The sequence below is a fragment of the Streptomyces sp. NPDC056628 genome, from assembly GCF_042792555.1.
Classification (GTDB): domain Bacteria; phylum Actinomycetota; class Actinomycetes; order Streptomycetales; family Streptomycetaceae; genus Streptomyces.
On the sequence record NZ_JBHTWG010000040.1, the window covers coordinates 33,124 to 59,920 of the forward strand.

General features: G+C 70.5%; 28 protein-coding genes and 2 pseudogenes. 19 read left to right on the forward strand and 11 right to left on the reverse strand.

Annotated elements, in window-relative coordinates; genetic code table 11:
* Positions 1 to 9: 9 nt before the first annotated feature.
* From ACFRAC_RS31620 to ACFRAC_RS31680, 13 genes and pseudogenes are all read left to right on the forward strand, one after another.
* Positions 10 to 1,002: an alpha-ketoacid dehydrogenase subunit beta gene (locus ACFRAC_RS31620; RefSeq protein WP_382936034.1), complete on the forward strand. Its 993-nt coding sequence runs from the start codon at positions 10 to 12 to the stop codon at positions 1,000 to 1,002.
* A 2-nt stretch (positions 1,003 to 1,004) separates the two neighbouring features.
* On the forward strand, positions 1,005 to 2,453 hold the full coding sequence (locus ACFRAC_RS31625; protein WP_382936039.1) for a dihydrolipoamide acetyltransferase family protein: 1,449 nt from the start codon (positions 1,005 to 1,007) through the stop codon (positions 2,451 to 2,453).
* A 2-nt stretch (positions 2,454 to 2,455) separates the two neighbouring features.
* A complete protein-coding gene (locus ACFRAC_RS31630; protein ID WP_382936042.1) occupies positions 2,456 to 2,710 on the forward strand; it encodes an acyl carrier protein in 255 nt (84 codons plus the stop codon).
* Between the two features lie 12 nt (positions 2,711 to 2,722).
* Positions 2,723 to 3,229 carry a hydrogenase maturation protease gene (locus ACFRAC_RS31635; protein ID WP_382936046.1) on the forward strand — a complete coding sequence of 169 codons (507 nt, stop codon included), beginning with the start codon at positions 2,723 to 2,725 and terminating at the stop codon, positions 3,227 to 3,229.
* 225 nt (positions 3,230 to 3,454) lie between these two features.
* The gene (locus tag ACFRAC_RS31640) at positions 3,455 to 4,609 is read left to right on the forward strand and encodes a 4Fe-4S dicluster domain-containing protein (RefSeq protein WP_382936049.1); all 1,155 of its coding nucleotides are present in this window, start codon (positions 3,455 to 3,457) and stop codon (positions 4,607 to 4,609) included.
* Positions 4,609 to 5,073: a Crp/Fnr family transcriptional regulator gene (locus tag ACFRAC_RS31645; protein WP_382936053.1), complete on the forward strand. Its 465-nt coding sequence runs from the start codon at positions 4,609 to 4,611 to the stop codon at positions 5,071 to 5,073. The genes ACFRAC_RS31640 and ACFRAC_RS31645 overlap by 1 nt, the downstream gene beginning before the upstream one ends.
* Entirely contained in the window at positions 5,070 to 5,876 is an 807-nt protein-coding gene (locus tag ACFRAC_RS31650; protein ID WP_382936056.1) for an FAD/NAD(P)-binding protein, read from the forward strand. The genes ACFRAC_RS31645 and ACFRAC_RS31650 overlap by 4 nt, the downstream gene beginning before the upstream one ends.
* Position 5,877: 1 nt before the next feature.
* Positions 5,878 to 6,639, forward strand: a complete 762-nt coding sequence (locus ACFRAC_RS31655; protein ID WP_382936061.1) for an oxidoreductase — start codon at positions 5,878 to 5,880, stop codon at positions 6,637 to 6,639.
* Complete coding sequence (locus ACFRAC_RS31660) at positions 6,636 to 7,967, forward strand: Ni/Fe hydrogenase subunit alpha (RefSeq protein ID WP_382936065.1); 1,332 nt, start codon at positions 6,636 to 6,638, stop codon at positions 7,965 to 7,967. The genes ACFRAC_RS31655 and ACFRAC_RS31660 overlap by 4 nt, the downstream gene beginning before the upstream one ends.
* Positions 7,968 to 7,983: 16 nt before the next feature.
* Positions 7,984 to 8,610: a CBS domain-containing protein gene (locus tag ACFRAC_RS31665; protein WP_382936073.1), complete on the forward strand. Its 627-nt coding sequence runs from the start codon at positions 7,984 to 7,986 to the stop codon at positions 8,608 to 8,610.
* A gap of 277 nt (positions 8,611 to 8,887) precedes the next feature.
* Positions 8,888 to 9,354, forward strand: a pseudogene (locus ACFRAC_RS31670) (cyclic nucleotide-binding domain-containing protein).
* Positions 9,355 to 9,403: 49 nt separating this feature from the next.
* Positions 9,404 to 10,063, forward strand: a pseudogene (locus tag ACFRAC_RS31675) (CBS domain-containing protein).
* 251 nt (positions 10,064 to 10,314) lie between these two features.
* Positions 10,315 to 11,340, forward strand: coding sequence for a 6-phosphofructokinase (locus ACFRAC_RS31680; protein ID WP_382936078.1), 1,026 nt, complete (start codon positions 10,315 to 10,317; stop codon positions 11,338 to 11,340).
* A gap of 10 nt (positions 11,341 to 11,350) precedes the next feature.
* Here ACFRAC_RS31680 and ACFRAC_RS31685 read toward each other — a convergent pair whose 3' ends face one another.
* Both ACFRAC_RS31685 and ACFRAC_RS31690 read right to left on the reverse strand, forming a co-directional pair.
* Positions 11,351 to 12,241, reverse strand: a complete 891-nt coding sequence (locus ACFRAC_RS31685; RefSeq protein ID WP_382936084.1) for a universal stress protein — start codon at positions 12,239 to 12,241, stop codon at positions 11,351 to 11,353.
* A 195-nt stretch (positions 12,242 to 12,436) separates the two neighbouring features.
* Positions 12,437 to 13,309, reverse strand: a complete 873-nt coding sequence (locus ACFRAC_RS31690) for a universal stress protein (RefSeq protein WP_382936089.1) — start codon at positions 13,307 to 13,309, stop codon at positions 12,437 to 12,439.
* A gap of 209 nt (positions 13,310 to 13,518) precedes the next feature.
* On the opposite strand from ACFRAC_RS31690, the gene ACFRAC_RS31695 reads away from it, so the two are divergent.
* Positions 13,519 to 13,806, forward strand: coding sequence for a dsRBD fold-containing protein (locus tag ACFRAC_RS31695; RefSeq protein ID WP_382936093.1), 288 nt, complete (start codon positions 13,519 to 13,521; stop codon positions 13,804 to 13,806).
* A gap of 239 nt (positions 13,807 to 14,045) precedes the next feature.
* On the opposite strand, the gene ACFRAC_RS31700 is transcribed toward ACFRAC_RS31695, so the two are convergent.
* The gene (locus ACFRAC_RS31700; RefSeq protein WP_382936096.1) at positions 14,046 to 14,720 is read right to left on the reverse strand and encodes a CBS domain-containing protein; all 675 of its coding nucleotides are present in this window, start codon (positions 14,718 to 14,720) and stop codon (positions 14,046 to 14,048) included.
* Positions 14,721 to 15,221: 501 nt separating this feature from the next.
* Between ACFRAC_RS31700 and ACFRAC_RS31705 the strand changes: the two genes are divergently transcribed.
* Both ACFRAC_RS31705 and ACFRAC_RS31710 read left to right on the forward strand, forming a co-directional pair.
* Positions 15,222 to 15,830: a hypothetical protein gene (locus ACFRAC_RS31705; RefSeq protein ID WP_382936099.1), complete on the forward strand. Its 609-nt coding sequence runs from the start codon at positions 15,222 to 15,224 to the stop codon at positions 15,828 to 15,830.
* Positions 15,785 to 16,648 (forward strand): substrate-binding domain-containing protein, encoded by an 864-nt coding sequence (locus tag ACFRAC_RS31710; RefSeq protein WP_382936102.1) that lies wholly within the window; start codon positions 15,785 to 15,787, stop codon positions 16,646 to 16,648. Before ACFRAC_RS31705 ends, ACFRAC_RS31710 begins: the two co-directional genes overlap by 46 nt.
* A 475-nt stretch (positions 16,649 to 17,123) precedes the next feature.
* On the opposite strand, the gene ACFRAC_RS31715 is transcribed toward ACFRAC_RS31710, so the two are convergent.
* Positions 17,124 to 18,293 (reverse strand): RNA-guided endonuclease InsQ/TnpB family protein, encoded by a 1,170-nt coding sequence (locus ACFRAC_RS31715; protein WP_382936106.1) that lies wholly within the window; start codon positions 18,291 to 18,293, stop codon positions 17,124 to 17,126.
* Between the two features lie 77 nt (positions 18,294 to 18,370).
* Here ACFRAC_RS31715 and ACFRAC_RS31720 point away from each other — a divergent pair, with 77 nt between their 5' ends.
* A complete protein-coding gene (locus tag ACFRAC_RS31720; protein WP_382936112.1) occupies positions 18,371 to 18,529 on the forward strand; it encodes an Arc family DNA-binding protein in 159 nt (52 codons plus the stop codon).
* A gap of 449 nt (positions 18,530 to 18,978) precedes the next feature.
* Here the strand turns inward: ACFRAC_RS31720 and ACFRAC_RS31725 are convergent, their stop codons facing one another.
* The 7 genes from ACFRAC_RS31725 to ACFRAC_RS31755 all read right to left on the reverse strand — a co-directional run bounded on the left by ACFRAC_RS31725 (position 18,979) and on the right by ACFRAC_RS31755 (position 25,748).
* Positions 18,979 to 19,587 carry a DJ-1/PfpI family protein gene (locus ACFRAC_RS31725; RefSeq protein WP_382936116.1) on the reverse strand — a complete coding sequence of 203 codons (609 nt, stop codon included), beginning with the start codon at positions 19,585 to 19,587 and terminating at the stop codon, positions 18,979 to 18,981.
* 113 nt (positions 19,588 to 19,700) lie between these two features.
* Positions 19,701 to 19,913, reverse strand: coding sequence for a three-helix bundle dimerization domain-containing protein (locus ACFRAC_RS31730; protein WP_382936121.1), 213 nt, complete (start codon positions 19,911 to 19,913; stop codon positions 19,701 to 19,703).
* The gene (locus ACFRAC_RS31735; protein WP_382936127.1) at positions 19,910 to 21,148 is read right to left on the reverse strand and encodes a diacylglycerol/lipid kinase family protein; all 1,239 of its coding nucleotides are present in this window, start codon (positions 21,146 to 21,148) and stop codon (positions 19,910 to 19,912) included. The genes ACFRAC_RS31730 and ACFRAC_RS31735 overlap by 4 nt, the downstream gene beginning before the upstream one ends.
* A 193-nt stretch (positions 21,149 to 21,341) precedes the next feature.
* Positions 21,342 to 22,019: an HdeD family acid-resistance protein gene (locus ACFRAC_RS31740; RefSeq protein WP_382936130.1), complete on the reverse strand. Its 678-nt coding sequence runs from the start codon at positions 22,017 to 22,019 to the stop codon at positions 21,342 to 21,344.
* A gap of 214 nt (positions 22,020 to 22,233) precedes the next feature.
* Positions 22,234 to 22,611 carry a hypothetical protein gene (locus ACFRAC_RS31745; protein WP_382936135.1) on the reverse strand — a complete coding sequence of 126 codons (378 nt, stop codon included), beginning with the start codon at positions 22,609 to 22,611 and terminating at the stop codon, positions 22,234 to 22,236.
* A 377-nt stretch (positions 22,612 to 22,988) separates the two neighbouring features.
* Positions 22,989 to 23,642, reverse strand: a complete 654-nt coding sequence (locus ACFRAC_RS31750; RefSeq protein WP_382936138.1) for a hypothetical protein — start codon at positions 23,640 to 23,642, stop codon at positions 22,989 to 22,991.
* Positions 23,643 to 24,179: 537 nt separating this feature from the next.
* Positions 24,180 to 25,748: a PucR family transcriptional regulator gene (locus tag ACFRAC_RS31755; RefSeq protein WP_382936143.1), complete on the reverse strand. Its 1,569-nt coding sequence runs from the start codon at positions 25,746 to 25,748 to the stop codon at positions 24,180 to 24,182.
* A 429-nt stretch (positions 25,749 to 26,177) separates the two neighbouring features.
* Between ACFRAC_RS31755 and ACFRAC_RS31760 the strand changes: the two genes are divergently transcribed.
* Both ACFRAC_RS31760 and ACFRAC_RS31765 read left to right on the forward strand, forming a co-directional pair.
* The gene (locus ACFRAC_RS31760; RefSeq protein WP_382936149.1) at positions 26,178 to 26,666 is read left to right on the forward strand and encodes a general stress protein; all 489 of its coding nucleotides are present in this window, start codon (positions 26,178 to 26,180) and stop codon (positions 26,664 to 26,666) included.
* A 51-nt stretch (positions 26,667 to 26,717) separates the two neighbouring features.
* Positions 26,718 to 26,797 (forward strand): Hsp70 family protein (locus ACFRAC_RS31765; protein WP_355899272.1); only part of this gene is annotated, 80 nt, incomplete at its 3' end.

Below are 26,797 nucleotides of genomic sequence, written 5' to 3' on the forward strand. Positions count from 1 at the left end.
TGACCGACCATGGGCACGAAGACCTCGGCTGCTCCGACGACGTACCGGGAGGCCATGCGCGAGGCGCTGAGGGAGGCACTGAGCACCGACGAGCGGGTCTTCCTCATGGGCGAGGACGTGGGCCGGTACGGCGGCTGCTTCGGCGTCAGCCTCGGCCTGTTCGAGGAGTTCGGCCCCGAACGGGTTCGTGACGCGCCGTTGTCCGAGTCCGCGTTCGTGGGGGCGGGCGTCGGCGCCGCCCTGGCGGGCATGCGGCCCATCGTCGAGATCATGACGGTCAACTTCAGCCTGCTCGCCCTCGACCAGATCCTCAACAACGCGGCCACCCTGCGGCACATGTCGGGCGGGCAACTGGCCGTACCGCTGGTCATCCGCATGACCACGGGTGCCGGACGGCAGCTCGCCGCGCAGCACTCGCACAGCCTGGAGGTCTGGTACGCGCACATCCCCGGTCTCCGCGTCCTCGCACCCGCCACCATCGAGGACGCCCGCCACATGCTGGCACCGGCGCTCGCCGACCCCGATCCGGTACTGATCTTCGAACACGGCAGCCTCTACAACGCCTCCGGTGAGCTTTCCCCGTCCGCCGGACCGGTTGATCTGGACCATGCGGCCATCCGCCGCCCCGGCACCGACATCACCCTGATCACCTACGGTGGTTCGCTCGCCAAGACGCTCACGGCGGCGGACGAGCTGGCTGGCGAGGGCGTCGACGCGGAGGTCATCGATCTGCGTACGCTCCGTCCGCTCGACGTCGCGGCCGTCACCGCCTCGGTGGCCCGTACCCACCGCGCCGTGGTCGTCGACGAGGCGTGGCGGACGGGAAGCCTGGCGGCCGAGGTGTCCTCCCGTATCGCGGAGGAAGCGTTCTACGACCTGGATGCCCCGGTCGAGCGGGTGTGCAGCGCCGAGGTCCCGATGCCGTACGCCCGGCAACTGGAGGAGGCCGCGCTGCCGCAGTCCGCGGACGTCGTCGCGGCGGCCCACAGGGCGGTGGACTGACCATGGCCGAGTTCACCATGCCGTCCCTGGGCGCCGACATGGACGAGGGCACGCTGGTCGAATGGCTGGCGCAGCCGGGTGACACGGTCCACAAGGGTGATCCGGTCGCGGTCGTCGAGACCGCCAAGTCGACGATCGAGGTGGAGTGCTTCGAGTCCGGGACCGTGGCGGAGCAGCTGGTCGAGCCGGGGGCCACGGTGCCGGTGGGCACCCCGCTCGCGGTGATCAGCGCGTCGGGAAGGGAGGGGACCGAAGCGGTGAGGAAGATCAAGCCGGCAACTCGTCACCCACGGAAGCGGAGCGAACCCGTCGAGTCGGCGCCGGCCTCATCGCCGCCCTCACCTCCCCCGTCCGTCCCACCCCCGTCCCCCCGAGCCGCACCGGGGGCATCGCCCCCACCCCCGTCTCCGGCCGCCGTGCCGGCGACGGGCTCGGCGAGTGGCCACTTCGAAGCGGGCCCCCTCGTACGGCATCTCGCGGAGCACAGCGGCGTCGACCTCGGGGCCCTGCACGGCACCGGACCGGGAGGGCGTGTCACCCGGACCGACGTCGAGAAGGCGACGGGCGCCCGGCTCCCGCGTGTACGCGTCACGCCCTTGGCGCGGCGGCTCGCGGCGGAACTGGGCATCGACCCGGCGACCTTGACCGGCACGGGCAAGGACTCGGCCGTCCGGGCCTCGGACGTACGCCGGGCGGCGTCCGGTGCGGCGGCACCCGCCCGCACGATTCCCGCGGGCACGAGCCCTCCCGCCGCCCGCCCGACGGCCGCGGCACCGTCCGACGGCAAGGCGACGGCCATGCGCCGGGCGATCGCCGGCCTGATGAGCCGTGCCAACCGGGACATCCCCCACTACTACCTGTCCACCACCGTGGACATGGCCGCCGCGACGCAGTGGCTGCGCGATCACAACCGGCGCGTACCGGTCGGTGAGAGAGTGCTGCCCGCGGCTCTGCTGCTCAAAGCGGCCGCGCTGGCCGCCCGGGAGGTCCCCGAGCTCAACGGCCACTGGACCGACGACCGCTTCACGGCCGCCCGGGAGGTGAACCTCGGTGTGGCCGTGTCGCTGCGCGGCGGAGGGCTCGTCGCCCCCACACTGCGCGACGCCGACGCCCTCGAACTCCCCCGCCTCATGGCCTTGCTGAAGGACGTGGTCACCCGGGCCCGGACCGGCAGGCTGCGCGCCTCCGAGGTGTCCGATGCCACGATCACGGTCACCAACCTCGGAGATCAGGGGGTCGAGAGCGTCCTCGGAGTGATCTACCCGCCGCAGGTCGCCCTGGTCGGCTTCGGCCGAGTCACCGAGCGGCCTTGGGCCGTAGAAGGCATGCTCGGCGTACGTCCCGTCGTCACGGCGACGCTCTCCGCCGACCACCGGGCGACGGACGGCGCCGTGGGCGCCCGCTATCTCACGGCCGTCGCCCGACTCCTGCAGCATCCGGAGCAGCTTTGAAAATGAACCGAGCCCAAGCACTCGACATGGTCAAGGAGTCGATCTCCGATGTCGTACCCGGCGCGGACGTCGCCGCCCTGGCGGAGGACGACGCGTTCCGTGACGTGCTGGAGATGGACTCCCTCGACTTCCTGAGGTTCGTCGAGGTGCTCGGCGAACGGTCCGGTGTCCGTGTCGACGACGAGGACGCGACCCGCCTGACCACGCTCGCAGGCAGCGCCGACTTCCTCCTCGCCCGTACCTCGCCTTCCTCGTGAGCGGGACGACGCATGAGCAGCGGTGGGCGGATCGTCCTCATCGGTGTGGGCAACGAGTACAGGCGCGACGACGGTGTCGGCTGGGCCGTGATCGGCAGACTTCGCGAGCGGGCCGGCAGCCGGCCGCTGCCGCCGCAGGTCGAGCTGGCGGTCTGCGACGGCGATCCGGGCCGGCTGATCGGGCTGTGGGAGGACGCCCGTCTGGCGGTCGTCGTCGACGCGGCCCACGCCCATCCGGGTTCCCCAGGTCGTGTGCACCGCTTCGCGCTCGACACCCGGTTCCCCCCACGGTCCGCGAACACGAGCTCTCACGGATTCGGGCTGGGTGAGGCGATCGAGCTGGCCCGGGTGCTGGACCGACTCCCCGAAGGGCTGATCGTGTACGCCGTCGAGGGGGCCGAGAGCGAGCTGGGCACGGGGCTCTCTCCCGCTGTCGCGGAAGCGGTGGAACCCCTCGCGCGAACCATCGAGAACGACGTCGCGCGGGTCGGCGCCCACCCGGCGGGCGGGGGATCATGAGCGCGCCTCACCACGAATGGCTCAATGACCATGCGGGCCCGGGCAGCGCCTCGCGAGGTCCCGCCCGCAAGCCGCGATCCGCGACGCCCGGCGGTCCTTGCGCCGACCGCCCGGAGGGACCGGTCGGCCCGGCAGGAGGGACGGTCAGCCCTTGCCCCAGGCGGACCCGCGGTCGAAAGCTGACGATGGAGAGGAGCACGGAGCCGTAGGACGGAGGAGATCCTCATGACTGCCCCCGCAGCCCCGGCGACCCTCGACCGGGACGGCCTGAACGCGCTGGTCACGGCTCTGGTGGTGCAGGGACGCACCGTCATCGGGCCGACGGTCCGCGACGGCGCGATCGTGCTCGCCGAGCTCACGTCGGCCGACGCTCTGCCTTACGGCTGGGGTGTCGAACTGGACGCCGGACGTTACCGGCTGGTCGCCCGCGAGGACGGAGCCGCCTTCGCGCACAGCGCCGGCCCGCAGTCCTGGAAGTCCTATCTGCACCCGCCGCGGGAACGGCTGTGGAGTGCCGACCGGACGGCCGAGGGAGACATCGCCTTCACACCGCAGGAGCCGGAGGTGCCCGCGTACGCCTTCCTCGGCGTCCGCCCCTGTGACCTGCGCGCCATCGCGATCCAGGACCGCGTCCTGACCGGTGGGCCGCACGCGGACGACGGCTACGGGCGGCGCCGCCGCAAGGCGCTGCTCATCGTCGCCGAGTGCACCGAGCCCGGTGCGACCTGCTTCTGTGTGTCCACCGGCGGCGGTCCCGCGGCCGACCCCGGCTACGACCTCGCTCTGACCGAGATCGTGGACGACGACGGGCACCGCTTCCTGGTGCGCGTCGGCAGTGCCGAGGGGGCCGAGCTGCTCGACGGTGTGCCGCACGGGATCGCCGACCCTGTCACCCAGGAGGCCGCGGTGACGGCCGTGGACGCGGCACGCGACCGCATGGGCCGTGCGCTGCCCCCCGTCGACCTGCGCGAGCTCATGGGCGCCTCCCTGGACGCCGAGCGCTGGGACGACGTCGCCGCGCGCTGCCTGACCTGCGGCAACTGCACGATGGTCTGCCCCACCTGCTTCTGCACGACGACCGAGGAGGTCACCGACCTCACCGGTGACCACACCGAGCGCTGGCAGCGCTGGGACTCCTGCTTCGACCTGGACTTCTCGTATCTGCACGGCGGCCCGGTCCGGTCCTCGGGGCGCGGCCGTTACCGGCAGTGGCTCACCCACAAGCTGTCGACGTGGCACGACCAGTTCGGGACGACCGGATGCGTCGGCTGCGGGCGCTGCATCACATGGTGTCCGGCCGGCATCGACATCACGGAGGAGGTCGCCGCTCTGGACGCCGAACGCACCGTCCACGCGGCGCCCGGAGGGAAGACGGAGTGATGGCGCCCTCGGCGGCCCTGCGCATGGACCACGCTCTGCCGGACGAGCACCGCGAACGGCTGCAGCCCCTCGGTCACCCGGTGTGCTTCCCTCAGGGCGCCCGTCTGTTCGAGGAGGGCGGCCATGCCGACCGTTTCTGGATCATCCGAGTCGGCACGGCGGTGCTCGACATGCATGTACCCGGCCGCCGGCCACCGGTCATCGAGACGCTCGGCGTCGGTGACCTCGTCGGCTGGTCCTGGCTCTACGAGCCGTACGTCTGGCAGTTGGGCGCCGAGGCCCGGACACCGCTCATGACCCATGAATTCGACGCCCTCGCGGTGCGGCGGATGTGCCTGGACGATCCCGGGTTCGGGCGTGCCGTCGAGCACTGGGTCGGCAGAGTGCTGGCGCACAGGCTCAGCGCGGCCCGGGCCCGGCTCGTCGACCTGTACGGGCCCCCCGCGGCCCAGGAGGCACGATGAGCGGCGTACCCGTCCCCCATCGCGTGGTCGCCCGTCGGCCGGAGACAGCGGACACGGTCACGCTGCGTCTGGAACCGGTCGGCGCGGCGCTGCCCGACTTCGCGCCCGGGCAGTTCGCGATGGTGCACTGCTTCGGCCGCGGCGAGGTCCCCCTGTCGGCGAGTTCGGTCCAGGCCACGGGCGGTCTCGCGCACACGATCCGCTCTGTGGGCGCCGTCACCGGCGGGTTGTGCGCGACCCGGGTCGGCGACGTCGTCGGGGTCCGCGGCCCCTACGGCAACACCTGGGGACTGGAGCGGGCGCGCGGCTGTGACGTGCTGGTGGTGGCCGGGGGCATCGGGCTCGCCCCGCTGAGGCCGCTCGTCCTGAGGGCACTGGCGGAGCCCGAGGCGTACGGCCGTGTCAACGTCCTGGCCGGGGCTCGCACCCCGAGCGACGTGATCGGCCGGCAGGAGCTCGAGAACTGGCCGACGGCGTTCACCGGAGTGACGGTGGACCGGCCGGACGGCCGGTGGCGCGGGGATGTCGGCATGGTCACCCAACTGCTGGGGCGTGCGCACTTCGAGCCTGCGCACACCCACGCGTTCGTCTGCGGGCCCGAGCCGATGATCCGGGCCACGGCACGCGAACTCGCCCACCGCGGTGTCCCGAGCGCACACGTCCGTGTCTCGCTGGAGCGGAACATGCGCTGCGCCACGGGGCACTGCGGCCACTGTCAGCTCGGGCCTCTGCTGCTGTGCCGGTCCGGTCCTGTCGTGAGCTGGGCGCAGGCCGAACCGCTTCTGTCGGTACGGGAGTTGTGAGATGAAGCCCGAACTCGCCGTGTTCAAGCTGGCATCCTGTGACGGCTGTCAGCTCACCCTGCTGGACTGCGAGGACGATCTTCTGGCCCTGGCGGGCGAGGTGACGATCTCCCACTTCCTTGAGGCGTCCAGCGCGGTCGGGCCCGGCCCCTACGACCTGTCCCTCGTGGAGGGCTCCGTCACCACGGCGGAGGACGCCGAGCGGATCCGGACGATCAGGGCGGCCTCACGTCATCTGGTGACCATCGGTGCGTGTGCGACCGCCGGAGGCATTCAGGCGCTGCGCAACTTCGCGGACGTCGAGGAGTACCGGCGGGTGGTGTACGCGCACCCCGAGTACGTGGAGACACTGGCCACCTCCACACCGGTGTCCGCGCACGTGGACGTGGACTTCGAGCTGCGCGGCTGCCCGATCGACAAGCGCCAGCTCATGGAGGTGATCACCGCGTTCCTCGCCGGGCGCCAGCCGGACATCCCGGACCACAGCGTGTGCTTCGAGTGCAAGCGACGCGGCACGGTCTGCGTCACCGTGGCCCACGGCACGCCCTGCCTCGGGCCGGTCACCCATGCCGGCTGCGGGGCGCTGTGCCCCGCGTACGGCCGTGGATGCTACGGCTGCTTCGGCCCGTCCGGGTCCGTGAACCTGCCCGCCCTGATCCCGCTGCTGCGCCGCGACGGCCTCGACGACGACGCCGTGCTGCGGTTCCTGCACACCTTCAACGCCACCGCGTTCGAGGAGTTCGAGAAGGAGCCGGAGACATGACGCACCGTGGTTCCCGTCTGCTGCACGTCGGCTCGCTGTCCCGGGTCGAGGGCGAGGGCGGGCTGCGCCTGCACATCCACGCGGGCAGGGTCACCGAGGCACAGTTGAACATCTACGAGCCGCCGCGGTTCTTCGAGGCGTTCCTGCGGGGCCGCTCGTACACCGAGCCGCCGGACATCACGTCCCGGGTGTGCGGCATCTGCCCGGTGGCGTATCAGATGAGCGCGTGCGCGGCGATCGAGGACGCGTGCGGCGTGAGCGTCGATCCCTCGATCCGGGATCTTCGCCGGCTGCTGTACTGCGGCGAGTGGATCGAGAGCCAGGTCCTGCACATCCACATGCTGCACGCCCCGGACTTCCTGGGCCGCGCGAGCGCGGTCGAACTGGCCCGCACGCACCGGGCCGAGGTCGAGCGAGGACTGCGCCTGAAGAAGGCGGGCAACTCGTTGATGGAACTGCTCGGCGGGCGTGCGGTGCATCCCGTGAACGTCCGCCTGGGCGGCTTCCACCGGACGCCCACCCCGGCGGAACTGCGTCCGGTCACCGAGGAGTTGAAACAGGCCCTCGACGACGCCTGGGGCACCGTGCGCTGGGTCGCCGGCTTCGACTTCCCGGACGCCCGGGTCGAGGCGGATCTGCTGGCGCTGGCCGAGCCCGACCGGTACGCCATCGAGAGCGGCACGCCGACGGTCCTGCGGACCGACGGGACCACGGGCACCTTCGCCGTGCGGGAGTTCACCGAGCACGTCGAGGAGACACAGGTGCCGCGTTCCACCGCGCTGCGCTCCAGGCTCGACGGGCGGCTGCACCTCACCGGTTCGCTCGCCCGGTTCGCGATCAGCGGGGCACGGCTGTCGCCGGTGGCGATCCAGGCGGCCCTGGAGGCAGGCCTCGGCGATCCGCGGGACGGAGCCGTGTGCCGCAATCCCTTCCGGTCGATCCTCGTGCGCTCCGTGGAGACGGTGTACGCCGTCGGCGAGGCGCTGCGGATCATCGAGGCGTACGAGCCGCCTCCGCGCCCGTACACCGAGGTGCCACCGGTCGCGGGCATCGGGCACGGCGCCACCGAGGCTCCTCGTGGTCTGCTCTACCACCGCTACGGCCTCGGCGCCGACGGCCTCGTCACCAGCGCCCTGCTGATCCCCCCGACCGCGCAGAACCAGGCCGCGATCGAGGACGACCTCCGACGGCAGGCCCAGCGGGCGATCGGCGAAGGCGACCCGGACGACGGCGAGCTGACGTCCCTGTGCGAGCGGGCCATCCGCAATCACGACCCCTGCATCTCCTGTTCCACGCATTTCCTCGACCTGACGGTCCTCCGTACCTGAGCAGAGGGAGGCTGCGATGCCCGAGTCCCCGTACACGGTGAGCGATGTGATGACCCACACCGTGATCGCTGTCGGCAGTGAGGCACCTTTCAAGGAGATCGTCGAACTGCTCGACCAGTGGAAGGTCAGTGCCCTGCCGGTGCTGGCCGGCGAAGGGCGGGTCGTCGGCGTGGTCTCCGAGGCCGACCTGCTGCCCAAGGAGGAGGTGCGTGACGGCGGCCAGGCCGTGAACGACGTGCGGACACGGATCAAGGCGAGCGCACTGACCGCCGGCGAGGTGATGAGCACGCCGGCGGTGACCGTGCACGCGGACGCCTCCCTGGCGGAGGCCGCGCGCGTCATGGCCCGCAGGCACCTCAAACGGCTTCCCGTCGTCGACGGCGTCGGCATACTCCAGGGCGTGGTCAGCCGCAGTGACCTGCTGAAGGTCTTCCTGCGATCCGACGCCGAGATCGGCGCCGAGATCCGCGACCATGTACTGCCCCATCTCCCGGTCACCAACGCCTTGGAGGTCTCCGTCACCGATGGCGTGGTCACGTTGAGCGGTGCGATGCCCGAGCGCGGCCTGGTGCCCGTGGTGGCCCGGGCCGTGACAGCCGTCGAGGGGGTCGTCGACGTCCAACTGGACCTCACCCACCGATGAGGGCCGCGCACGGCCGGTGAAGCACCCGTGCTTCCGGCCGGGAGGGGCACGACCCACGGTCCTCGCTGCCTGGTGACACGCCGATCGTCGCCCGGGAGTCCGTCCGCGGCCGCTCAGGGGACGGTCGCCGAGGGTCTCCGGGGCGCCGGGGCCGCCGAAAGCCCGCCGGCGGCCGCCGTGCGGCCCGGTCCTGGGGGCCGGGTGGCCCATGGCCCGGGCAGTTGCACGCGCTCACGCTGGAGGTGGTAGCTCCGTACGTACCACCTGGAGGCACCCCATGAACGCTCCCGTATCGACGAGCCTGCCGCGGGCGCTGCCTGCCGAGCACCGGAACCGGTTGATGCGGGCCGCGCGGGAGGTGTCGTTCCCGCTGGGCGCCCGGATCTTCGAGGAAGGAGAGGACGCCGACCGGTTCTGGATCATCCGGACCGGCACGGTCGACCTCGACATGCGTGTGGCCGGCCGTCGGGCCGTCGTCATCGCGATTCGCTCGGCCACAACGAACTCCTCGGCTGGTCCTGGCTGTATCCGCCGCACGTCTGGCATCTGGGAGCGGAGACGTCGTCACCGCTGCGGGCCTACCAGTTCGACGCCACCGCGGTACGGGCGACGTGCGAGAACGACCCTGCGTTCGGCCGGAGCATCGCCCTGTGGGTGGGCGAGGTCGTCGCCCACCGCTTGCAGGCGGCCCGCGTCCGGCTGCTCGACCTCTATGCGCCGCGTCACAGCGGAATCACGCTCTGACCGCGCCCACCACCCGTGGACCGCGACGGTCGAGGAGGGAAGGGCCACCATGCACGGCTTTCCCCATATCGTGCGGGACGTGATGACGTGTGACGTCGCCGTCGTGAACCGCGACGCCCCGTTCAAGGCCATCGTGCGGACCCTGCGGGACCGCAAGGTCAGCGCCCTTCCCGTGGTGGACGGCGCGGGCCGCGTGCTCGGGATCGTCTCCGAGGCCGATCTGCTGCCCAAAGAGGAGTTCCGCGCCGGCGATCCCGACAGGGACATGCAGGTGCGCCGGCTGTCCGACCTCGTGAAGGCGGGTTCGGTGACCTGGGGCGAGCCGATGACCCGTCCTGCCCTCACGGTGACGGCGGACTAGACACTCGCACAAGCCGCCCGCATCATGGCGCGGGGCAGGGTCAAGCGCCTGCCTGTCGTGGACGGCGACGGACGTCTGGAGGGTGTCGTCAGCCGGGTCGACCTGCTGAAGGTCTTCCTGCGGGACGACGACGAGATCGCGGAGGAGGTGCGACGGGAGATCGTCGCCTACCTCTTCCCGATGCCGGGATCGGCGGTACGGGTCCAGGTCCGCGACGGCGTCGTGCGGTTGCGCGGCCGGATCAAGGACGCGTCGCTGGTGCCGGCGGCGGCACGGCTCGTGCGAGCGGTGGAGGGCGTCGTGGACGTGGACTTCGAGCTGAACGCGCGGGACGCGCCTACGGCCTGAGCGCACTCGCCGACTCACTGGACGTGGCAAGCACCTGTCCGGGGCCCTGGTGCCGGCGAGGACGTGGTCGCCCGGGATCCCCGGTCGACCTGGTCATCGGTCCCGACCGGTGGACCCTGCGTGTGGCCGCCGCCCCTGCGCGGCCGTACGGCGACCGGCGAGTTGGCCGACGGTGCGCGCGTCGCACATCCTGGAAGAGGAGTCCCACGGCTCGTGGGGTTCACGTCCGTGCGCGGATGAGGGGTGAAGCCATGAAAGTCGGAGTGCTGACCGGCGGCGGCGACTGCCCCGGCCTCAACGCGGTGATCCGCAGCGTCGTCCGCAAAGGGGTCCAGGAGTACGGATTCGACTTCGTCGGCCTGCGGGACGGCTGGCTCGGTGCGCTCCGAGGGGACGTCGTACCGCTGGACATCGCCGCCGTGCGCGGAATCCTGCCACGCGGCGGGACCATCCTCGGCTCCTCTCGCACCAACCCGTTCAAGCACGAGGACGGGGCACGGCGCATCAAGGACAACCTGGCCGCGCACCAGGTGGACGCCCTCGTCGTGATCGGTGGGGAGGACACGCTGGGTGTGGCCACGGAGCTGAGCCGCCAGGGCGTCGATCTGGTGGGCGTGCCGAAGACCATCGACAACGACGTGTCCGGCACGGACTACACCTTCGGCTTCGACACGGCCGTGGGTATCGCCACGGAGGCCATCGACCGCCTGCACACCACCGCCGAGTCGCACATGCGCACCCTGGTGGTGGAGGTGATGGGCCGGCACTCCGGGTGGATCGCCCTGCACGCGGGTGTCGCGGGCGGCGCCAACGTGATCCTCATCCCCGAGCGGCCGTTCGACATCGATCAGGTCTGTGAGTGGGTGAAGAACCGCTTCAAGATCCACTACGCGCCGATCGTCGTCGCCGCCGAGGGAGCGGTGCCCAAAGAGGGGCAGATGTTCCTGAAGGACCGCACGATGGACGAGTTCGGCCACGTGCGGCTGTCGGGTATCGGCGAGTGGCTCGCTCAGGAGATCGAGGCGCGCACGGGCAAGGACGCGCGCACCACGGTCCTCGGCCACGTCCAGCGGGGAGGCACTCCGAGCGCCTTCGACCGGTGGCTGGCCACCCGCTTCGGGCTGCACGCCGTGGAGGCGGTCCACGACGGCGCTTACGGCACACTGGTGGCGCTACGGGGGACGCAGATCGTCCGCGTGCCCCTCGACGGCACCAGGCCGCGGACCAAGACGGTGGAACCGTCGTTGTACGACGAGTTCGAGGTGTTCTTCGGCTGACACATGTGCCTCAGCCGGGATGCGGCACGATCGCCACCGGACACCGGGTGTGGTGCAGGACGGCGTGGGTCACCGGTCCCAGCCGGCCCTCGGGCGCGCGCCCGTCGGTGCGGCGGCCCACGAAGAGCAGGTCCGCTTCCCGGGAGGCGTTGAGGAGTGCCTGGGCGGGGTGCAGCAGGGCGACATCAGTGCGAGCCGTCACCTGCGGATACTTGGCGCGCAAGGCGCGCAGGGCGTCGGACAGTCCGAGAACCTCCTGGTCCTCCCAGATGGCCCGGTCCTCCTCGGTCACGAACAGCGTCTGCGGTGACACGGCCTCGGCGGGAAGCGCCCACGCCTGGACCACCCGCAGACGCGCCCCGCGCGCCTCGGCGACGGCGAACGCGAGGTCCGCGACCTCTGTGACCGGACGGTGCGCGTCGAACCCCACCACCAGTTCGGCCGCACGGGCGGCCGCGCGTGTCCCGCCGCCGAAGCCCTCGACCTGCCGTTGGGGCACCACGACCACCGGACAAGGAGCCGCCGCGGCCACACGCCGGGCCACGGATCCGACCGCGAGACCGTCGAAGCCGCCCGAGCCCCGTGCCCCGACCACGAGGAGTCCGGCGTCCTGTGCCGCGGCGAGCAGCGCCGTGGCGGGTGCCTCCGCGGTCTGCTCGCAGTACGCCCGCAGATCCGGGTAGCGGGCGCCGAGATCGGTGACCACGCGCTGGAGCGTCATCTCGCCCAGTCGGTGCAGCGTGTCCCTGGCCCGGGCGGGAACCACGTCGCCCGGAAGCTGCGGGGAGGCGTGCACCAGACGCAGCGGAACAGCGCGCCGCAGAGCTTCCCGGGCGGCCCACTCGGCCGCGGCGAAGCTGCGCTCCGATCCGTCGACACCCGCCACCACAGAGCGACTCATCACGGCCTCCTCAGCCCGCCGTGCGCGTCCGCGGACGCCTTCGGCCCTTTCCCACTGTTCCACGAGCGGCACCGGAGGTCCCCGCCCTGTACGGCCAGGTCACCACGGGCCGTCCGCTCACCCGGGCCGGCGGAGAGCGTCATCATCACCCGACAGGGCGGCCGGTACGACGGGGCACCACGGCGCTCGCGCACGTCAGTCGTGTGGAACCACGGCCACCGGGCACCGACCGTGGTGGATGGCGGCCTGGGCCACCGGACCCAGATGGGGTGCCAGACCATGCCGGTGCGCACGCCGGCCGACGACCAGGAGTGCGGCATCCTCGGCGGCCTGTACGAGGACTTTGGAGGGGTTCGCCAGGCGGATGCTCTCGGCCACGTCCACCTGCGGGTACTTCTCGCGCCAGGGCCGGAGTGCCATGCGCAGTGCGTCGCGCGCGTCCCGTGTCATCTCTTCGGTGATCTCGTGATCCACGCCCCAGGGCAGGCGTGCGTGCAGCGGCACGCTCCTGCCATGGACGGCCAACAGAGGAAGTCCTCTCGCCTCAGCGCTGTGGAACGCGAAGTCCAACAGTTCCTCGGAGGATCCGCTCAGTTTCAGGGCCACGACCACGCGCCGCACGGGTGCGGGGGACGCCTCCGCCACCTCCGGTGCCCCGGCACGCACCAGCACGACCGGCCGCTCGGCCCGCGCAACGACGGGCATGCTGACATCGCCCAGGAAATAGCTCTCGACAGCCTCCAGCCCCCGGGACCCGAGCACGATCATCTCGGACTCCGACGCGGCCTGCAGCAGGGCTTGCTGGGCATCGTCGGCGACGAGGTTCCCCACGATGGACAGCGCCGGGTGGTGTGCCTGGAGCTCCGCGCGAGCCGTGTGCACGAGACGCTTCGCCCAGTAGTTCTGGTCGACCTCCGACGGGACGCGGGCCGGTTCCGGCGCCAGCATGGGCCATGCGTGCAGCAGGCGCAAGGTCAGCTTGCGCTTCTCGGCCTCGTCGGCGGCCCATCGGGCGGCGGCAAGGCTCTCGGGTGAGCCGTCGAGGCCCACGGTGATGGCCTGTTGCATGGCGGCGGCCTCCGTCTCGTACGAAGCTGGAGATGTCGTGAAGGCGATGAACGTCTCGACGGGCGCGGACGTTCCGGACGTCGCCCACGCGACGAGTACGGGCTGTCCCCTTCCTGAGGACTACCTCAATCTCCGCCGCGGCGCATGTGGACCGAGGGAGGAGAGCGCGGGCGACAGGGCGGCTGCGTCCCGAACACCAGGAGGTAGCGATGCCGCACACTGCGGAATGGAAGATCGGTCTCCACCTCTTCGAGGACGACGGGGGGACGACGAAGGCACACGCGGTACTGGACACCGGGACGACGACGCTCACCGGCCACGGGACGGCACACTGCAATCCGACGGACGCGAACGTGCCCGAGATCGGCGACGAACTGGCTGCCGGCAGGGCCATGGACGACCTGGCCCAGCAACTGCTGAGTCTCGCCGTGGGCGACATCGAGGACGTGGACCGGTCCCGGCCAGGCATCCGCCAGGTCACTGAACATCCCGTATGAGCCTCGCATCCGAAGGCGAGGAGGTATCGGTCACGACCCGCCGGTACGACGCGGCAGGGGCGTCGACCCCTGGGAACCCGTTCCGAGAGACGGCGGACCTCCGTACCCACATCGATCAGCTCACGCGCGCGACGGTGAGGGGGCCCGGCAGGCCGGCTCCCGTCCGGTCGGGGGACGGTGATGACATGGTCACCGGCCCGCACGCGAGGCCGGTCCGGCGGCACACGGTGCCCGCACCGTCACCCGGTGGCGGGTGAGCCCTCGGCGTCGTCCGTCCGGTAGGCGATGTCCTCGTCGACCGACACCACGCCGTCGACGCTCCTGCACAGCCGTTCGATGACAGGGATCTGGCTTCTGTACTCGACCGAGCCGCGAAGGCTGACCTGACCCTCGCGCACGTCGACGCTCACCTCGGAGAAAGTGAGCCCCATCGTCGCGCGCAGGACGTCCCCCGTGATCTCGTCGCGGATGGCGTCGTCCCGGCGGAGGAAGATCCGCAACAGATCGCCGCGGCTCAGAATGCCCAGCAGCCGGTCCGTCTCGTCCACCACGGGCAGCCGCTTGACGTGGTGGACCTCCATGGCACGAGCCGCCTCGACCGCGTTCCACTCGGGGCGTGCGCACACGGCGGGAGCCGACATGAGCTGCTCCGCGCGAGCGCCCTCCGCTTTGGCCCGCTCCCATGCCTCCAGGTGCGGAACCGGTGTCCGTCCGGAGGGGTCGGCCTGGTCCGCGGTCTTGCGCAGGAGATCGGCCTCGGACACCACGCCGACCGGACGGTCCTGATCGTCCACCACGGGTACGGCGGTGACGTCGTGCTCCGCCAGCAGCCGGACGATCTCCTTGAACGGCAAGTCACGCCGCGCCTTCACGACGCCCCGCGTCATGAGTTCCGCGACCGTTCGGTGATGCATGCTGCCTCCCGGACTGGGGCCGCCCGTCCCGCGGACAAGGGACCGGATGCGGCGATCTGTCGCACCTGCCACGTCGGACACACCACCATTCTGCGGAGAGGGCGGCGATCATGCGAGCTCACCGGCCCAGCTCGTCATCCGGAGCCCGGCGACCGGCCACAGCAGCCGCGACGGCTAGATCGTCGAACCGCACACGGCCCGACCTCGCGTCGGCAGCGGGCCATCCCCCGAGGACCCTCGCACCAAGACCCGTCCGGCGAGGAGGCCCACGAAGGAGGACGCGAGCGCTTCCGGGGCCTCCTCGGCCACGTGATGCCCGGAGTCGAGGGCCACCATGAAATGCCGGACACTCCTGCCGTCCTCGACTGCGAACAGCCTTGCTGGCGGTGGCGGACGTAGTTGAACGCCGGGCGAACACTGGTGTTCCGGCCGTGCCCGGCGGTTCGGGCAGGCATACGGTGACGTCACCATCTGAGCTCTGGGAGTGGCGGGGGACCACCAGTGCAGTGGCTGAGCCTCGAGAACGTCATCGCCATCGGCACGTCCGTCCTGGGTCTCCTCGTGCCCGTCCCCATGTTCCTCCACGACCGGCGGGTGCCGCGCCGCAAACGGATCGGCTACCGCGTGCAGATGGACAGCCCGATCGGCGACGGCGCGTTCAACCCCCGCCTCGGCGACTTCGACGTACCGAACATGGCCGACGCGTCGCTGGTGCTGCTGCGCATCGAGAACGACGGCTCGCAGAGCGTCGCCGACAACGACTACACCTCGTCCGAAGTGCACGGCCTGACCGCCGAGTTCACCGGCCGCACCGTCCAGGCCGTCTCGGTCACCCAGCCGTCCGGCATCGAGCACCTGAACAGTCACTTCACCAACGCCTTGCTGGTGCTGCTCTCCGGCGGGCCGGCCGAAGGGGAGGTCAAGCTGATCGGCGGCCTTCGCGACGACCGGGTCCACCGCAACAGCGCTCCCAAGCCGGACGACAAGCAGCGTAGTTCAGCCTGCCCGCCCGACTGCTCAGCGGGGCACTGGCCCTCGCGGTACTCACCCTCGCCGGCATCATCGTGCTGCGCTCGGGCGACCCGATCGACTGCGAGCAGGGCGAGTTGACCCTGACGGGTTCGACCGCCTTCGAACCGGTCGTCCGTACGATCGCCGAGCAGTACGAGAGCAAATGTCAGGGCGCCGACATCGTCATCGAGGCGCGTGGCAGCGAGGACGGCGTGTCCCAGCTCGCGGAGCTGGAGGAACGGTCGCCGGACGACGCCCGGACCGTGATCGCCTTCTCCGACGGGCCGATGGGCGAGCGCTGGGACCTGACGGAGGCCGAGGTCGCGCTGTCCTTCTTCACCCTCGTCGTCCACCAGGACATCGATCTCGGCCCGCGAGGGCTGTCGCCGCGGCAGGTACGGGACATCTACGCGGGCGAGTACCGGCGTTGGGGCGATGTCGTCCCCGGCCGCAAGGAGATCGCCGACCTGCCGATCGTCCTGGTCAGCCGTGGCGACGAGTCCGGAACACGGCAGATCTTCCGGGACCGGGTCCTCAAGGGGTGGGAACGGGCGCCGAGCACCTCACTGGACTGCCGGCCGTCCACACGGACCGTCGACAGCGTGACGCGCTGCGAACTCGGCTCGACGCGGGCGGTGCTGAACAAAGTCGAGGAGCAGCCCGGCGCCATCGGCTACAGCGAAGTCGGCCTCGCGAAAGAGCGCGGCGCCCGGGTGAACACGGTGCCGCTGGAGGGTGACTGGCCGAACGAGGCGCAGATCGACCTGAGGCCGGCCGCTACTCCTACAAGGACATCGAGTACGCCTACACCTTCGGCCGCGCCCCGGCCGGCTCTCTCGCCGCCGGTTTCCTGGCCTATCTCGACGAGACCATCACCCAGAGGACCATCCGGGACATGGGCCACCTGCCATGTCTGAGGGTGCCGGAGCAGTGCCGGTGACCGTGCGCGGCCTGTCGCAGGAGGGCGCGCACCGGGGCCGGGCGGATCGCTCCGGCGCGGCGCGGTCAGCCTCGGAGCCGTCAGTCTCGAAAGCTCAGCCTCGGAGCGGTCAGTCTCGGAGCCGTCAGTCTCAGAGCGGACCCGTCCTCCCTGGGTACGCGTCCGGACCCGGCCGTGCGGCGGTCGGGGACTGGTCGTCGGTCATGGCGTCCCCGCGCCGAGCACGGTACGCACCCCTTTCGGGCGCCGCGGCGGAGGAACATCGGGTGACCCGCGGGTCAGAAGGACATGGCCACCGTCTGACCTGCACGGGTGCGCATCGCAACGCTCACGGGGCGTTCCTCGGCCGGAAAGATCGACGTTGACGCGTCCACGTTCAGCACGGCGACAACACCGGTATGCGTGTCGTCATCTTGACATCCTCCCCTCCCTGAAGGGAGGGGATTGCTGGCTCAGGCTGCCTCCGGGAGCGGCGCTCCTGGAGGTCTTACGCCCTCGGCACCAGCCGGGTTGAGACCAGCCCGGACGAGCATCACGCGGGCGGAGTTCTTGTCCCTGGGGGATACGACTCCGCACGCGGTGCAGGTGTAGGTACGTTCCGAAAGAGGAAGTGCGTGCTTGGTTCTCGCCGCTCCGCACGACGCGCAGTCCATGGTGGTATGTGCGGGATTGACGAGGCGGATGTCCCGCCCGTGCTTGCGACCCATCTCGATCAGGGCGGTCTTGGTGGCGCCGATCGCGGCGTCCGCCGCCTTGCGCGCCATCGTGGACTTGGCGAGGAACTTCGGCCGGAAGTCCTCGACGGCGATCGCATCGTGGTCGCGGACCACGGACTTGGCCCATGTGCGGGCGGTGTCCTGCCGCTGCCGGGCGACCTTCTTGTGCAGCTTCGCGGCCTGCACCTGCGCCTGCCGGTAGCCCCTGGACGCGGCCTGTCCGCGTGCGGGCTTACGGCGGGCCATCATCCGCTGGTAGCGGGCGAGTTTGTGTGCGGCGTTCTTCCCATGCTGGGCGTGGGGGAGGTCGTGGGCGTCGGACGTGGTGGTCGCGGTCTCCTTGACGCCCCAGTCCACGCCGAGGACACGGCCCGTGGCCGGGAGCGGCTGGGCTTCGGTGGCGACGACGACGAACGACGCGTACCAGTGCCCGACGCTGTCGCGGTACACGCGCACCGAGGACGGCGCGCAGGGCAGGTCCCGCGACCACACCACCGTGAGCACGATCGCGCCCGCGAGGTGCAGACGTCCGTCCTTCAGCCGCAATCCCCGCCTGGTGTAGTTCAGCGTCGGCAGCGCCTCACGCTTCTTCTTCACCCTGGGCATGCCCGCGCGCTGCCGGATTGGCAACCGCTTCTCGATGTCCTTCAGCGCCTGGGACCTCGCCTTGGCGAAGTCCCGGATGGCCTGCTGCTGCGGCACCGAAGCACCGTCGCGGAGCCACGACAATGTGGCGCGGGCTTCGGTCAGCATCTTGTCGAGCTGGGCCGGGCCGCACGTCAGCTTGTCGTCCGGGTGTGCGCGGTTGTGGGCGTGTATCTGCCGGGACTTGGCGACGCATTCGTTCCAGGTCCACCGGCAGCGGTCCCACTCGGCGAGCAGGGCGGTGCGGGCGGTCGACGACACGCGCAGTCGGTAGGTGTACCGAGCGTACCCGGCATCCTCCTGCTGCTTCCGCGGTGTCGTTATGGCATGCCTTTAGCATGGACGATGAGAAGCGGATCTCTCTCCGCCTGCCAACGGAACTGCACGCATGCCTCGTTGAAGCGGCCCGCGCCGACCGGCGCTCCCTCAACTCCGAGATCCTGCAACTGCTTGAGGTCGCCCTCACCACCGTGGACGGCGACGACCAATCGCCCTGACGGCGATTGCTCTTTCCTTGCCCTGCTCCGCAGGGGTCCGATGCCTCCCCGGCCTGAAGACCGGGGCGTCCTCGGAGGTATCAGCGACGAGCATCCCGGCGTGACGCCTCCGAGGGAAAGCCAAAGGCAGCGTCGTCCAGAACGCCGAGGCCAGGACCAGCCAAGAGGCGACGAAGGGCAGAGCGAACACTACAGACCTCGGTATCGCCAGGGACCGACTGGAACTCTCGCGCACATCCTGGTCCAGAGCCTGATCAACCTGCCCGAGACCCGCGAGCGGCTGAGCTACCTGGCCGGCCGAGGCCTCCACAAACTCGGTGAACTCCAAACCCACCTCGGCAGAGTCCTGACGGAGTTCCGCCGCTGACCCAGAGCGCAGACGAGCACGTCCGGATCATTCGGGAACCGATCGCGTCGGCCGAACAGATTCACCGTCCCGACTCACGGTGTCAACGTTGGACCAGTTCGCCCGCGCGGACGGCGTGCAGGGCCCGCTCGACGGTCTCGCGGTTCTCACCGACCGGCGCCACGTAGTCCAGGACGCCGCGCGCCGCGTCCTCTCCGAGTGTCCGGGTGATCACCCAGGTGGCGAGATACTGCGACGCCAGGCAACCACCCGCCGTGGCGATGTTCCCCTCGGAGTGGAAGGGCACGTCCAGCACGGTCACACCGCGGGCCTCGACGAACGGCCGCGTCTTCACGTCGGTGCTGACCGGCATGCCGCCCAGCAGCCCGAGACCGGCCAGCACCAGGGCGCCGGAGCACTGAGCTCCGACCAGCTGCCGCGAGGGATCGAGCCGCAGCCGGGACAGCAGCCGGTCGTCGGCGACCACTTCGCGCGCCTTGACCCCGCTGCCGATCAGCACGACATCGGCGTCCTCGATGAACTCCATGGGACGTTGCCCGGTCACCTGGACGCCGTTCATCGACGTCACCACCGGCGTCGGTGTCGTGATGTAAGCCTCCAGGCCCTCACCGCGGCACCGGTTGATCAACGCGGCGGCGATGAAGCTGTCCAGTTCGTTGAAACCGTCGAAGGTGACCACCGCTACCTGCATCACAACCCCTTGTATGGGACTTCGCCGTCCGCTCACGGCGGCATCGCTAACCAAATGAGCCAATCACGGCCGGCAGTATTCTGCCAGGAGGCCCTTGGTCGACGGCGTCGCACTCACTCGTCGGTCGCTGCTCGGCCAGGAGCGGGGCGCACCCTCCGTTCGACGAGGGCAGGAACGAAGTCACGGACCGGCCGCTCCTCGAACACTGAGCATTTCAGAGTGGCCACCGGTCGGGTGACAGTGTGACTTCCCGCAACGCACGAGGCGGGCACACCCCGTCCCGGTACGGAACTTCCACACGATCCCGTTGAGGACCGTGCGGTCATCCAACGTGGATCTCGACGCCGCCGAGGTGCCAGGCGACAGCATGGACAGCTGGCTGGAAGCACTCGCCCGTCGCTGCTGGATGCCGTTGCCCGCGCTGTTGTCCGCCCTCCAGCTGCCGCCGCCCGAACGCATCCACCAGCTCGTCACGGGCCCGCCCGAACAGCATCTGTGGACCCTGGAGGAATGCCTCCGGCTCCCCACGGGCCGACTCGGCCTCTCCGGGCGGTCCAATGTCCGGGCTCGCCTTCGTACCCCACGATCGAGATTGAGCCTCAGCCGAAATCTTCCGTTCAATGGCGCACCGCGCGCTCGGACGGGATCCCCGGCCGGTCCTTCGGCAGCAGCACGCGCAGGGCACCCGGCCGGATTCCGCAGAGGACGGGGAGAGGCAGCCGCGCCGTTTCGCCGTCGATGCCGGCGTCCAGATACTGCACATCACCCCGTGCAGTGTGATGCCGGGAGCGGACCAGGTGACGGCCTCTTCATTTGCCGGGCCGGCGCTGCGCTTGTGCTGTCGCAGTTCGCCGCGCAGGTGCCGCAGGAGATCCGGGGGCGCCTGAGACGGGCGCTTGAGGACGATGGCGCCCAGCTGTCCCGTGGTGAGTGAGAAGCGACGGCCCAGCCAACGCGGTGTGGCCAGGTGGTAGGGGTTGTTGGAGATCAGCACCACTTGCGGGAACTCGGCGGTCCCCCATGGTGTGTCCACGCGGGCCTCGACCCACTGCTTGCCCTTGACGTAGTCGGGCGCCACTGCGGCGAAGCCGCGTGGCTTGTCCTCCCGGTACCCCGGCTCCAGCAGGGCGTCGGCGTACATACCGAAAGAGACGTTGTTGACGAAGACACGCGAGCCGAGCACCCCCAGGTCCACCTGCGTGGGCTCACCGTCGACCAGAGCGCCCAGCGCCCGGCCCGGATCGCGCAGATCGAGGCCCAGGTCCCGGGCGAAGTGGTTGCGGGTGCCCGCCGGGACCACGACCAGCGACCGGTCCGTGTCACCGGCCACCGCTGCGACCGCCGACACGGTGCCGTCGCCGCCCGCAACCCCCAGCACCTGCGCACCCTCCTCGACGGCCGTCCTCGCGAGCGACGCCGCGTCGCCTTCCGCACTGGTCGTCCAGACCTGGGCTCCCATGTCCTCGGCCCGCTGTACCAGGCCGTAACGAGCGGTTTTGCCGCCGCCCGAGCGTGGATTCGTCACGATCAACACCCGGGCACGGGTCCGGGCATCGGCCATCACCGCACCCCCTCTCGCTGCTCAGGCCAGCCTTCGGCCGCCCGGTCGACGTAGAAAACAACGGTGTGGCGGCGTGCCCGCGTAGGCGGGTACGCCCCATCCGTGCGCTGGGGCAGCCGGGCAGACGCTGCGCGCCGCACCCGCCCAGGTCCAGGGGCGCCGCCCAAGCGGGGGCTCGGGGTCTCCGCCGTGATCAGTGCTGGGGGTGCGGGCGGTGGAACAGGGGCCGCCGCGCGGCGGCAGTGCCGCCCGGAGCGAGGCGGCCGACTTCGACGCGCATCCTGATGGCCTGGAACACCTCGACCACCCCCAGGACCACGGCCATGACGCCCACCGCCAGGGTGAGTGCGGCGATCGAGGTGAACGGCGAGACGATCAGCACGATGCCCGCCAGGGTGCTGATGATCCCGTAGAACAGCTGCCAGCCGCGTGCCGGCGTGTCCTCGGCGGAGGCCGCCGCTGCCGTCACCATGATGCCGCGCAGCAGCCAGCTGAAGCCGATCCACAGGGCGAGCAGAAAGACCGACTGCAGGGTGCCCCGGAAGCAGACCAGCCCCAGCAGGACAGAGAGCGCACCCGTGAGGAAGTGCAGCACCCGAAGATGCCGGGGGACGTGCGTGCCGAAGGCGGAGGCCAGCTGGAAGACGCCGGTAGCCAGCAGGTAGATGCCGAAGAGCACGCCGACGACCCGCAGCGTCTCCTCCGGCCAGGCGAAGACGACGACGCCCAGGGCGATCGTGGCCAGGCCCGTGGTGAGCAGGATCTGCCATCCCATGTTCGCCAACGCGCCCAGGCCATCGGTCAAGGGGTCGTCTTGTGGCTCGGTGCTGCGTGGAGGGCCGGTGCCCGAGGAATCGGAGGGATAAGTCATGCCGCTGCCTCCTCTTGGGAAAGCACGGTCGGGCCTACACCTCCATCGTCACCCAACCGGCTCTGATTCACCTGGCGGCGGCCTTCCGCAAGCCCGGTCAGGACCGACCGCGGCGGCGCAGCAGTCCACGCAGCCGCGCCCGCAACGACGGACCGTCGCCGGGCGGGTAACGCCGGCCGTCCTGTGTCTCCAGATCATCCGCCACGTCGTACCGCTACACATACGCACCGAAAAACGTCTGTAACGTGGCCACCACCGGAATGGCGATCAGCGTGCCGGCCACACCGAGCAGCGCGGTGCCCACGATCACGGAGCCGAACGCCACCGCCGGGACGATGCCGCTGATCTGGCCCGCCAGGAACGAGCCGAACAGCACGAAGAACCCCGCCACCCCGAGGACCACGGCGAGACACACCAGAAAGGCGGCCAGGCCCCGGCACATCCCCCGGGCCACCATCCGCCCGATCGGCGGCTCGACTCCCGGCGCCAGGAAAGATGCGATCAGAATGCCGACCAGCAGACCAGCAGACCAGCAGACCAGCAGACCAGCAAGCCTGTGGAACGCCCAACTGCCAAGTTGGAAGGAAGCCACCAATGCAAGGGCTAGCACCATCGCGCCCGGAAGCCACCGGGGCATCCGGGGGGAGCCCCCCGATTCTGCAGCCTCCGCCCCAGAATGCGGGGGCCTGTTAGGCGGTTGCCAAACTGGACAGCTCCACACTCGAGGTCTCGCAGACCAGGTCCGCGCCTCGGTGCACGCCCTCTTCAGCGTGATCCCGCGACCACCCCGGCCAAGTGAGTCTGGCGGCCGTACGGTTCACCGGGTCGCCGGTCAATCGCTGTGCTTGTCCCTGACCTGGTGCTGCGCCGGTGCAGGACGCGTCCTCACCGTGATCTCCGTTCGGACACGGGGCTTTCCGTACGGGTGGGTTGCCGTAGGTGCCGACTGCCTCCCCTGCCCGCGTTGCCTCAGCCGGGTACGACCTCGAAGCCGACCGACTCGGTGCCCGTCTGCCGCCAGTCCGTGGTGACGTCCGCCTTCAAGGTGTACGCCCCGGGCTCGTCCAGGCTGTCCTCGAAGTTGAAGAGCGTGATGCCCGGCGGCCGGCACCGCCCGCTCGTCACACGCCGCACCACCTCGGAGCCACGGCTCAGCGTCCACTTGACGTAGCACCCGTGGTCCAGCCGGCCGGTGTCGTCGTACACCTCGGTGTCGGCACCAGGCCGCGCCCCCGCGCGATAGGTGTCGGGCCCCGTCTTCCCGGACGAGCCCAGCTTGATCCGTACGACCAGCGGCCCCGTGTGCCCGGAGGTCTGAACGACGGCCGCTTCGGGAGTGTCCTCCTCGACGGGCCGGGTCACGGGATCACGCGTCGGCTCGGGCGCCTCCGGCTCCTCGTCCGGCGCGGACGTGTCCTCCTCCTGCGGAGGGAGCGTGCGCGCGGCATCCGGCGTGGGCAGGGCCGCGGAGGTGTCCGTTGCGGCGGGGCCCGCGACCGACGGCGGAGCGGGGTCCGCCCCCTTCAGCTCCTTCACGCCGACGATCAGGCCCACCACGGCGGCGACGAGGCTGATGATGACGATGACCGGATGGTCGGCCAGGCTTCCGCGCGCGGTACTCATGGTGGTCCTCCCCCGTCGGCTTCCCCAGAACCCGTGCGACGCGCCTGACGCCCGGTGCCGATGGGGCAGACCATAGCGAATACGGCATCGCTCCGAGACCGGTTCCGCCGCTCCTCTCCCCGGCGTCCTCGATACGCCAGCCGTCCCACTCCCACGCGCACCGCGCCGTCAGCACCGCCACGGTCCACCGCAGCGTCCTGGCCCGATGGCCCCTTCGTTACGGTCCGCTGGTCGAGGGCATAGGTCAGAGAAGCGCCGAAGACGCGATGCACGGGACGATCAGTGTTTCTGTCTCGGCCGAGGTCCATTCGTCACCCGTCGAACTGTCCTGCCGCGAAGACCTCCACACGCCACTTCCGGCATGCCGTGAGAGGCGTCCTCCACCCACCGGCGGCTCACCACCGGCTCACCACCGGTGAGCCGCCGGCAGGGTTCGAGGAACGAGGAGTGATACCTGACGAGCCCAGTCGGCGAAGGGGAAGCCTGCTCCCACTGCGATGAGCACACCGGAGCCGGCCCTGCGGTGGTGGGTGTGCCTCAGCCGGGTCCGCCCAGCAAGATCTTCCACACCCGGGTCGCGACCTGCAGGTTGAGGCGGTCCTCCACATTCGTGAGGTCATGGCCGCTGATCTCGCGGATGCGCTGGAGCCGGTAGCGAAGCGTGCTGCGGTGGATCGCGAGGGATTCGGCGGTCTCGGCGTAGTTGCCGCCGCAGTCGAAGTACCGCGACAGAGTCTCCACGAGCGCCGCACGGTGCCGGCCGTCGTAGTCGACAAGCTGTCCGAGCCATTCCCGGACGAACCCCTCCAGCTCCTGGTAGTCGTTCCCAGGTCCCAGGATGCGGTAGAGGCCCAGATCGTCGAAGAACGTCGTGCCGTATCGGCTTGGAGACCGGCGGCGTACCTCCAGGGCACGCAGTGCTTCCTGGTAGCGGCCGGGAATGCCCTCCGGGCTGTCACAGCGGGCGCTCACCCCGATCGTCCCGTCCGATGTGCCGGTTTCCCGAGCGAGCGTCTCGTACAGGGCGTGGTCGTCGGGCTTGCCCTCGGCGACCAGGACCACGTGGTCGGAACGCCGGGTCACGAGTGACGGCATACCCACGGCCGAAGCCGCCCGGCCCACGGTCCGCGCGAAAGTGTCGTCCGCGGCCCGGCTCCTCCACTGCACGACGACCACGTACTGGATGCGGTGCAGGTCGTGTCCGAATGCCTCGGACCGGGCGTAGGCGCTCGCCTCGTCCGTGCCCCCCAGAAGATCGTCGACCAGTTCGCGGCGCAGCCGCAGCTCCAGTTCCGCCAGGTCGCGCAGATGCGACAGCTCCAGGGCGAGTGACGTGGCGGCATGCTCCAGAGCGAACACGGTGTACTCGTCGGCCTCGTTCCCGGGGTCGACCAGGGCCAGCACTCCGAGGACCTCACCGCGGGGGCGCACCAGGGAGATCAGTCGATCCTTGACGCGCACCGGCCCACATCTTCGGGCGACCTCCTGGAGCATCTCTTCATGGCGTGCGGGATCCGGTTCCGGATAGGGGTCGGGCCGGCCGGGACCGGTCCAGGATCGCAGCCGGCCGAAGCGGTCCTCCACCAGCACCGGAAGTCCGGTGAGGTCATGCAGTGCGCTGGTGACGGCCTCCTCGCCACCGCCCGAGGCCGCTGCCTCGGCGAACGCGTCGTGCACGGCCCGCTCATATCCCGCCTTGACCACGAGGGAGATCAGCCGCTGCTGGAGGGTTGCTCGTTCCCGTCGGAGCCGGTGCAGCTCCAGCACGTCCTCCTGCTCGCGGCGGTGCGCGGCGGCGACCGACAGGGCCGCGGTGGTGAGGCGTACCAGCACGGTGAGCAGGAAGTGCTGAGCAAGGGTGGGCCGGGAGCGAGACGTCACCACGAGGTAGCCGTACAGTCCACCGGGTCCGTGCAGGGCCAGTGCCCGACCCCGTGACCGGCCGGGAACGGCTACGGGGCCGTCCCGTCCCGTCAGCTCTCGCACCGTCCGGTCGACGACCGACGCGTGGTCCGGCCCGCTCTGCGGGCTGGGCAGCAGCTGGCCGTTCATCCTGAGGTATCCGGCCTCAGCCCTGTACGGGCCGACGGCCGATACGTGGTCCATGGCCAGGCGCAGGATCTCGCCCTCGTTCCGGGTGTCGAACAGGGCGCGGACGACTGACAGCAGCTCGTGGGGGGACGGGGTCGCCCGGGTGGAGAAGGTGCCGGCGGGACCCTCCCCACGAGGCCGTCGGGTACCGCCCGCCCGGCTCCGTGGGGGGCCTCCTTCGTGGCCGGGACGGCCTCGGGACATGTTCCGAGCCCAGCGGCCGACCATGGGATCACTCCCTTTCCCGAACCCTCATGGAGGTGGGCGTACTCCACGTACCCCTTTGCGACCGGCTCACCCGAGGTCTTCGGAGTTTCCACTCGTGCTCGTGGGGGGACGGGCTCCGTCGTTCTTTGACCTGCCGGGCGCAGGCGTGGAGCTGCTCGGTTCGCCAGTCTGGGGCGTGCTGGGGCCGCCGTGCATACCGGCAGGAAGGACTGGGCGATGACCGAGCAGCCGCGCAGGCCCGTTGCCACGTACGAGACGTACCAGGAGGCCGAACGTGCCGTCGACCACCTATCGGACCAGGGGTTTCCCGTGGAGAGGGTGGCCATCATCGGCCAGGACGTCCGCCTCGTCGAGCAGGTGGTCGGACGTATGAACTACGGCCGGGCCGCCCTGCACGGTGCGGCGAGCGGGGCCCTTCCCGGTGCGCTGATCGGCTGGATCTTCGGGTTGCTGAACTGGGTGGACCCGGTCGTCTCCGCCTTGCTCGTCGCCCTCTACGGCCTCATTTTCGGGGCGATCGTGGGCGCGCTGTTCGGTCTGCTGCTGTACGCCCTGCAGGGCGGCCGCCGGGACTTCGCCTCGGTCCGCTCGATGCAGCCCAGCCGGTACGAAGTCGTCGTGGACGAATCGGTGGCCGATGAGGCCGTACGGCTGCTCCGCGGGCTTGAGACCACCGGCGACGGCGGACGTCCCGCTCATACATGAACGATCGGACCGCAGCTGCGGCGCATGCCGCCGCACCGGGAGGAGTTCCTCATGGCGAAGGCAGTGGGTATCGACCTGGGTACCACGAACTCGGTGATCGCCGTGTGGGAGGGCGGTGAGCCTACGGTCGT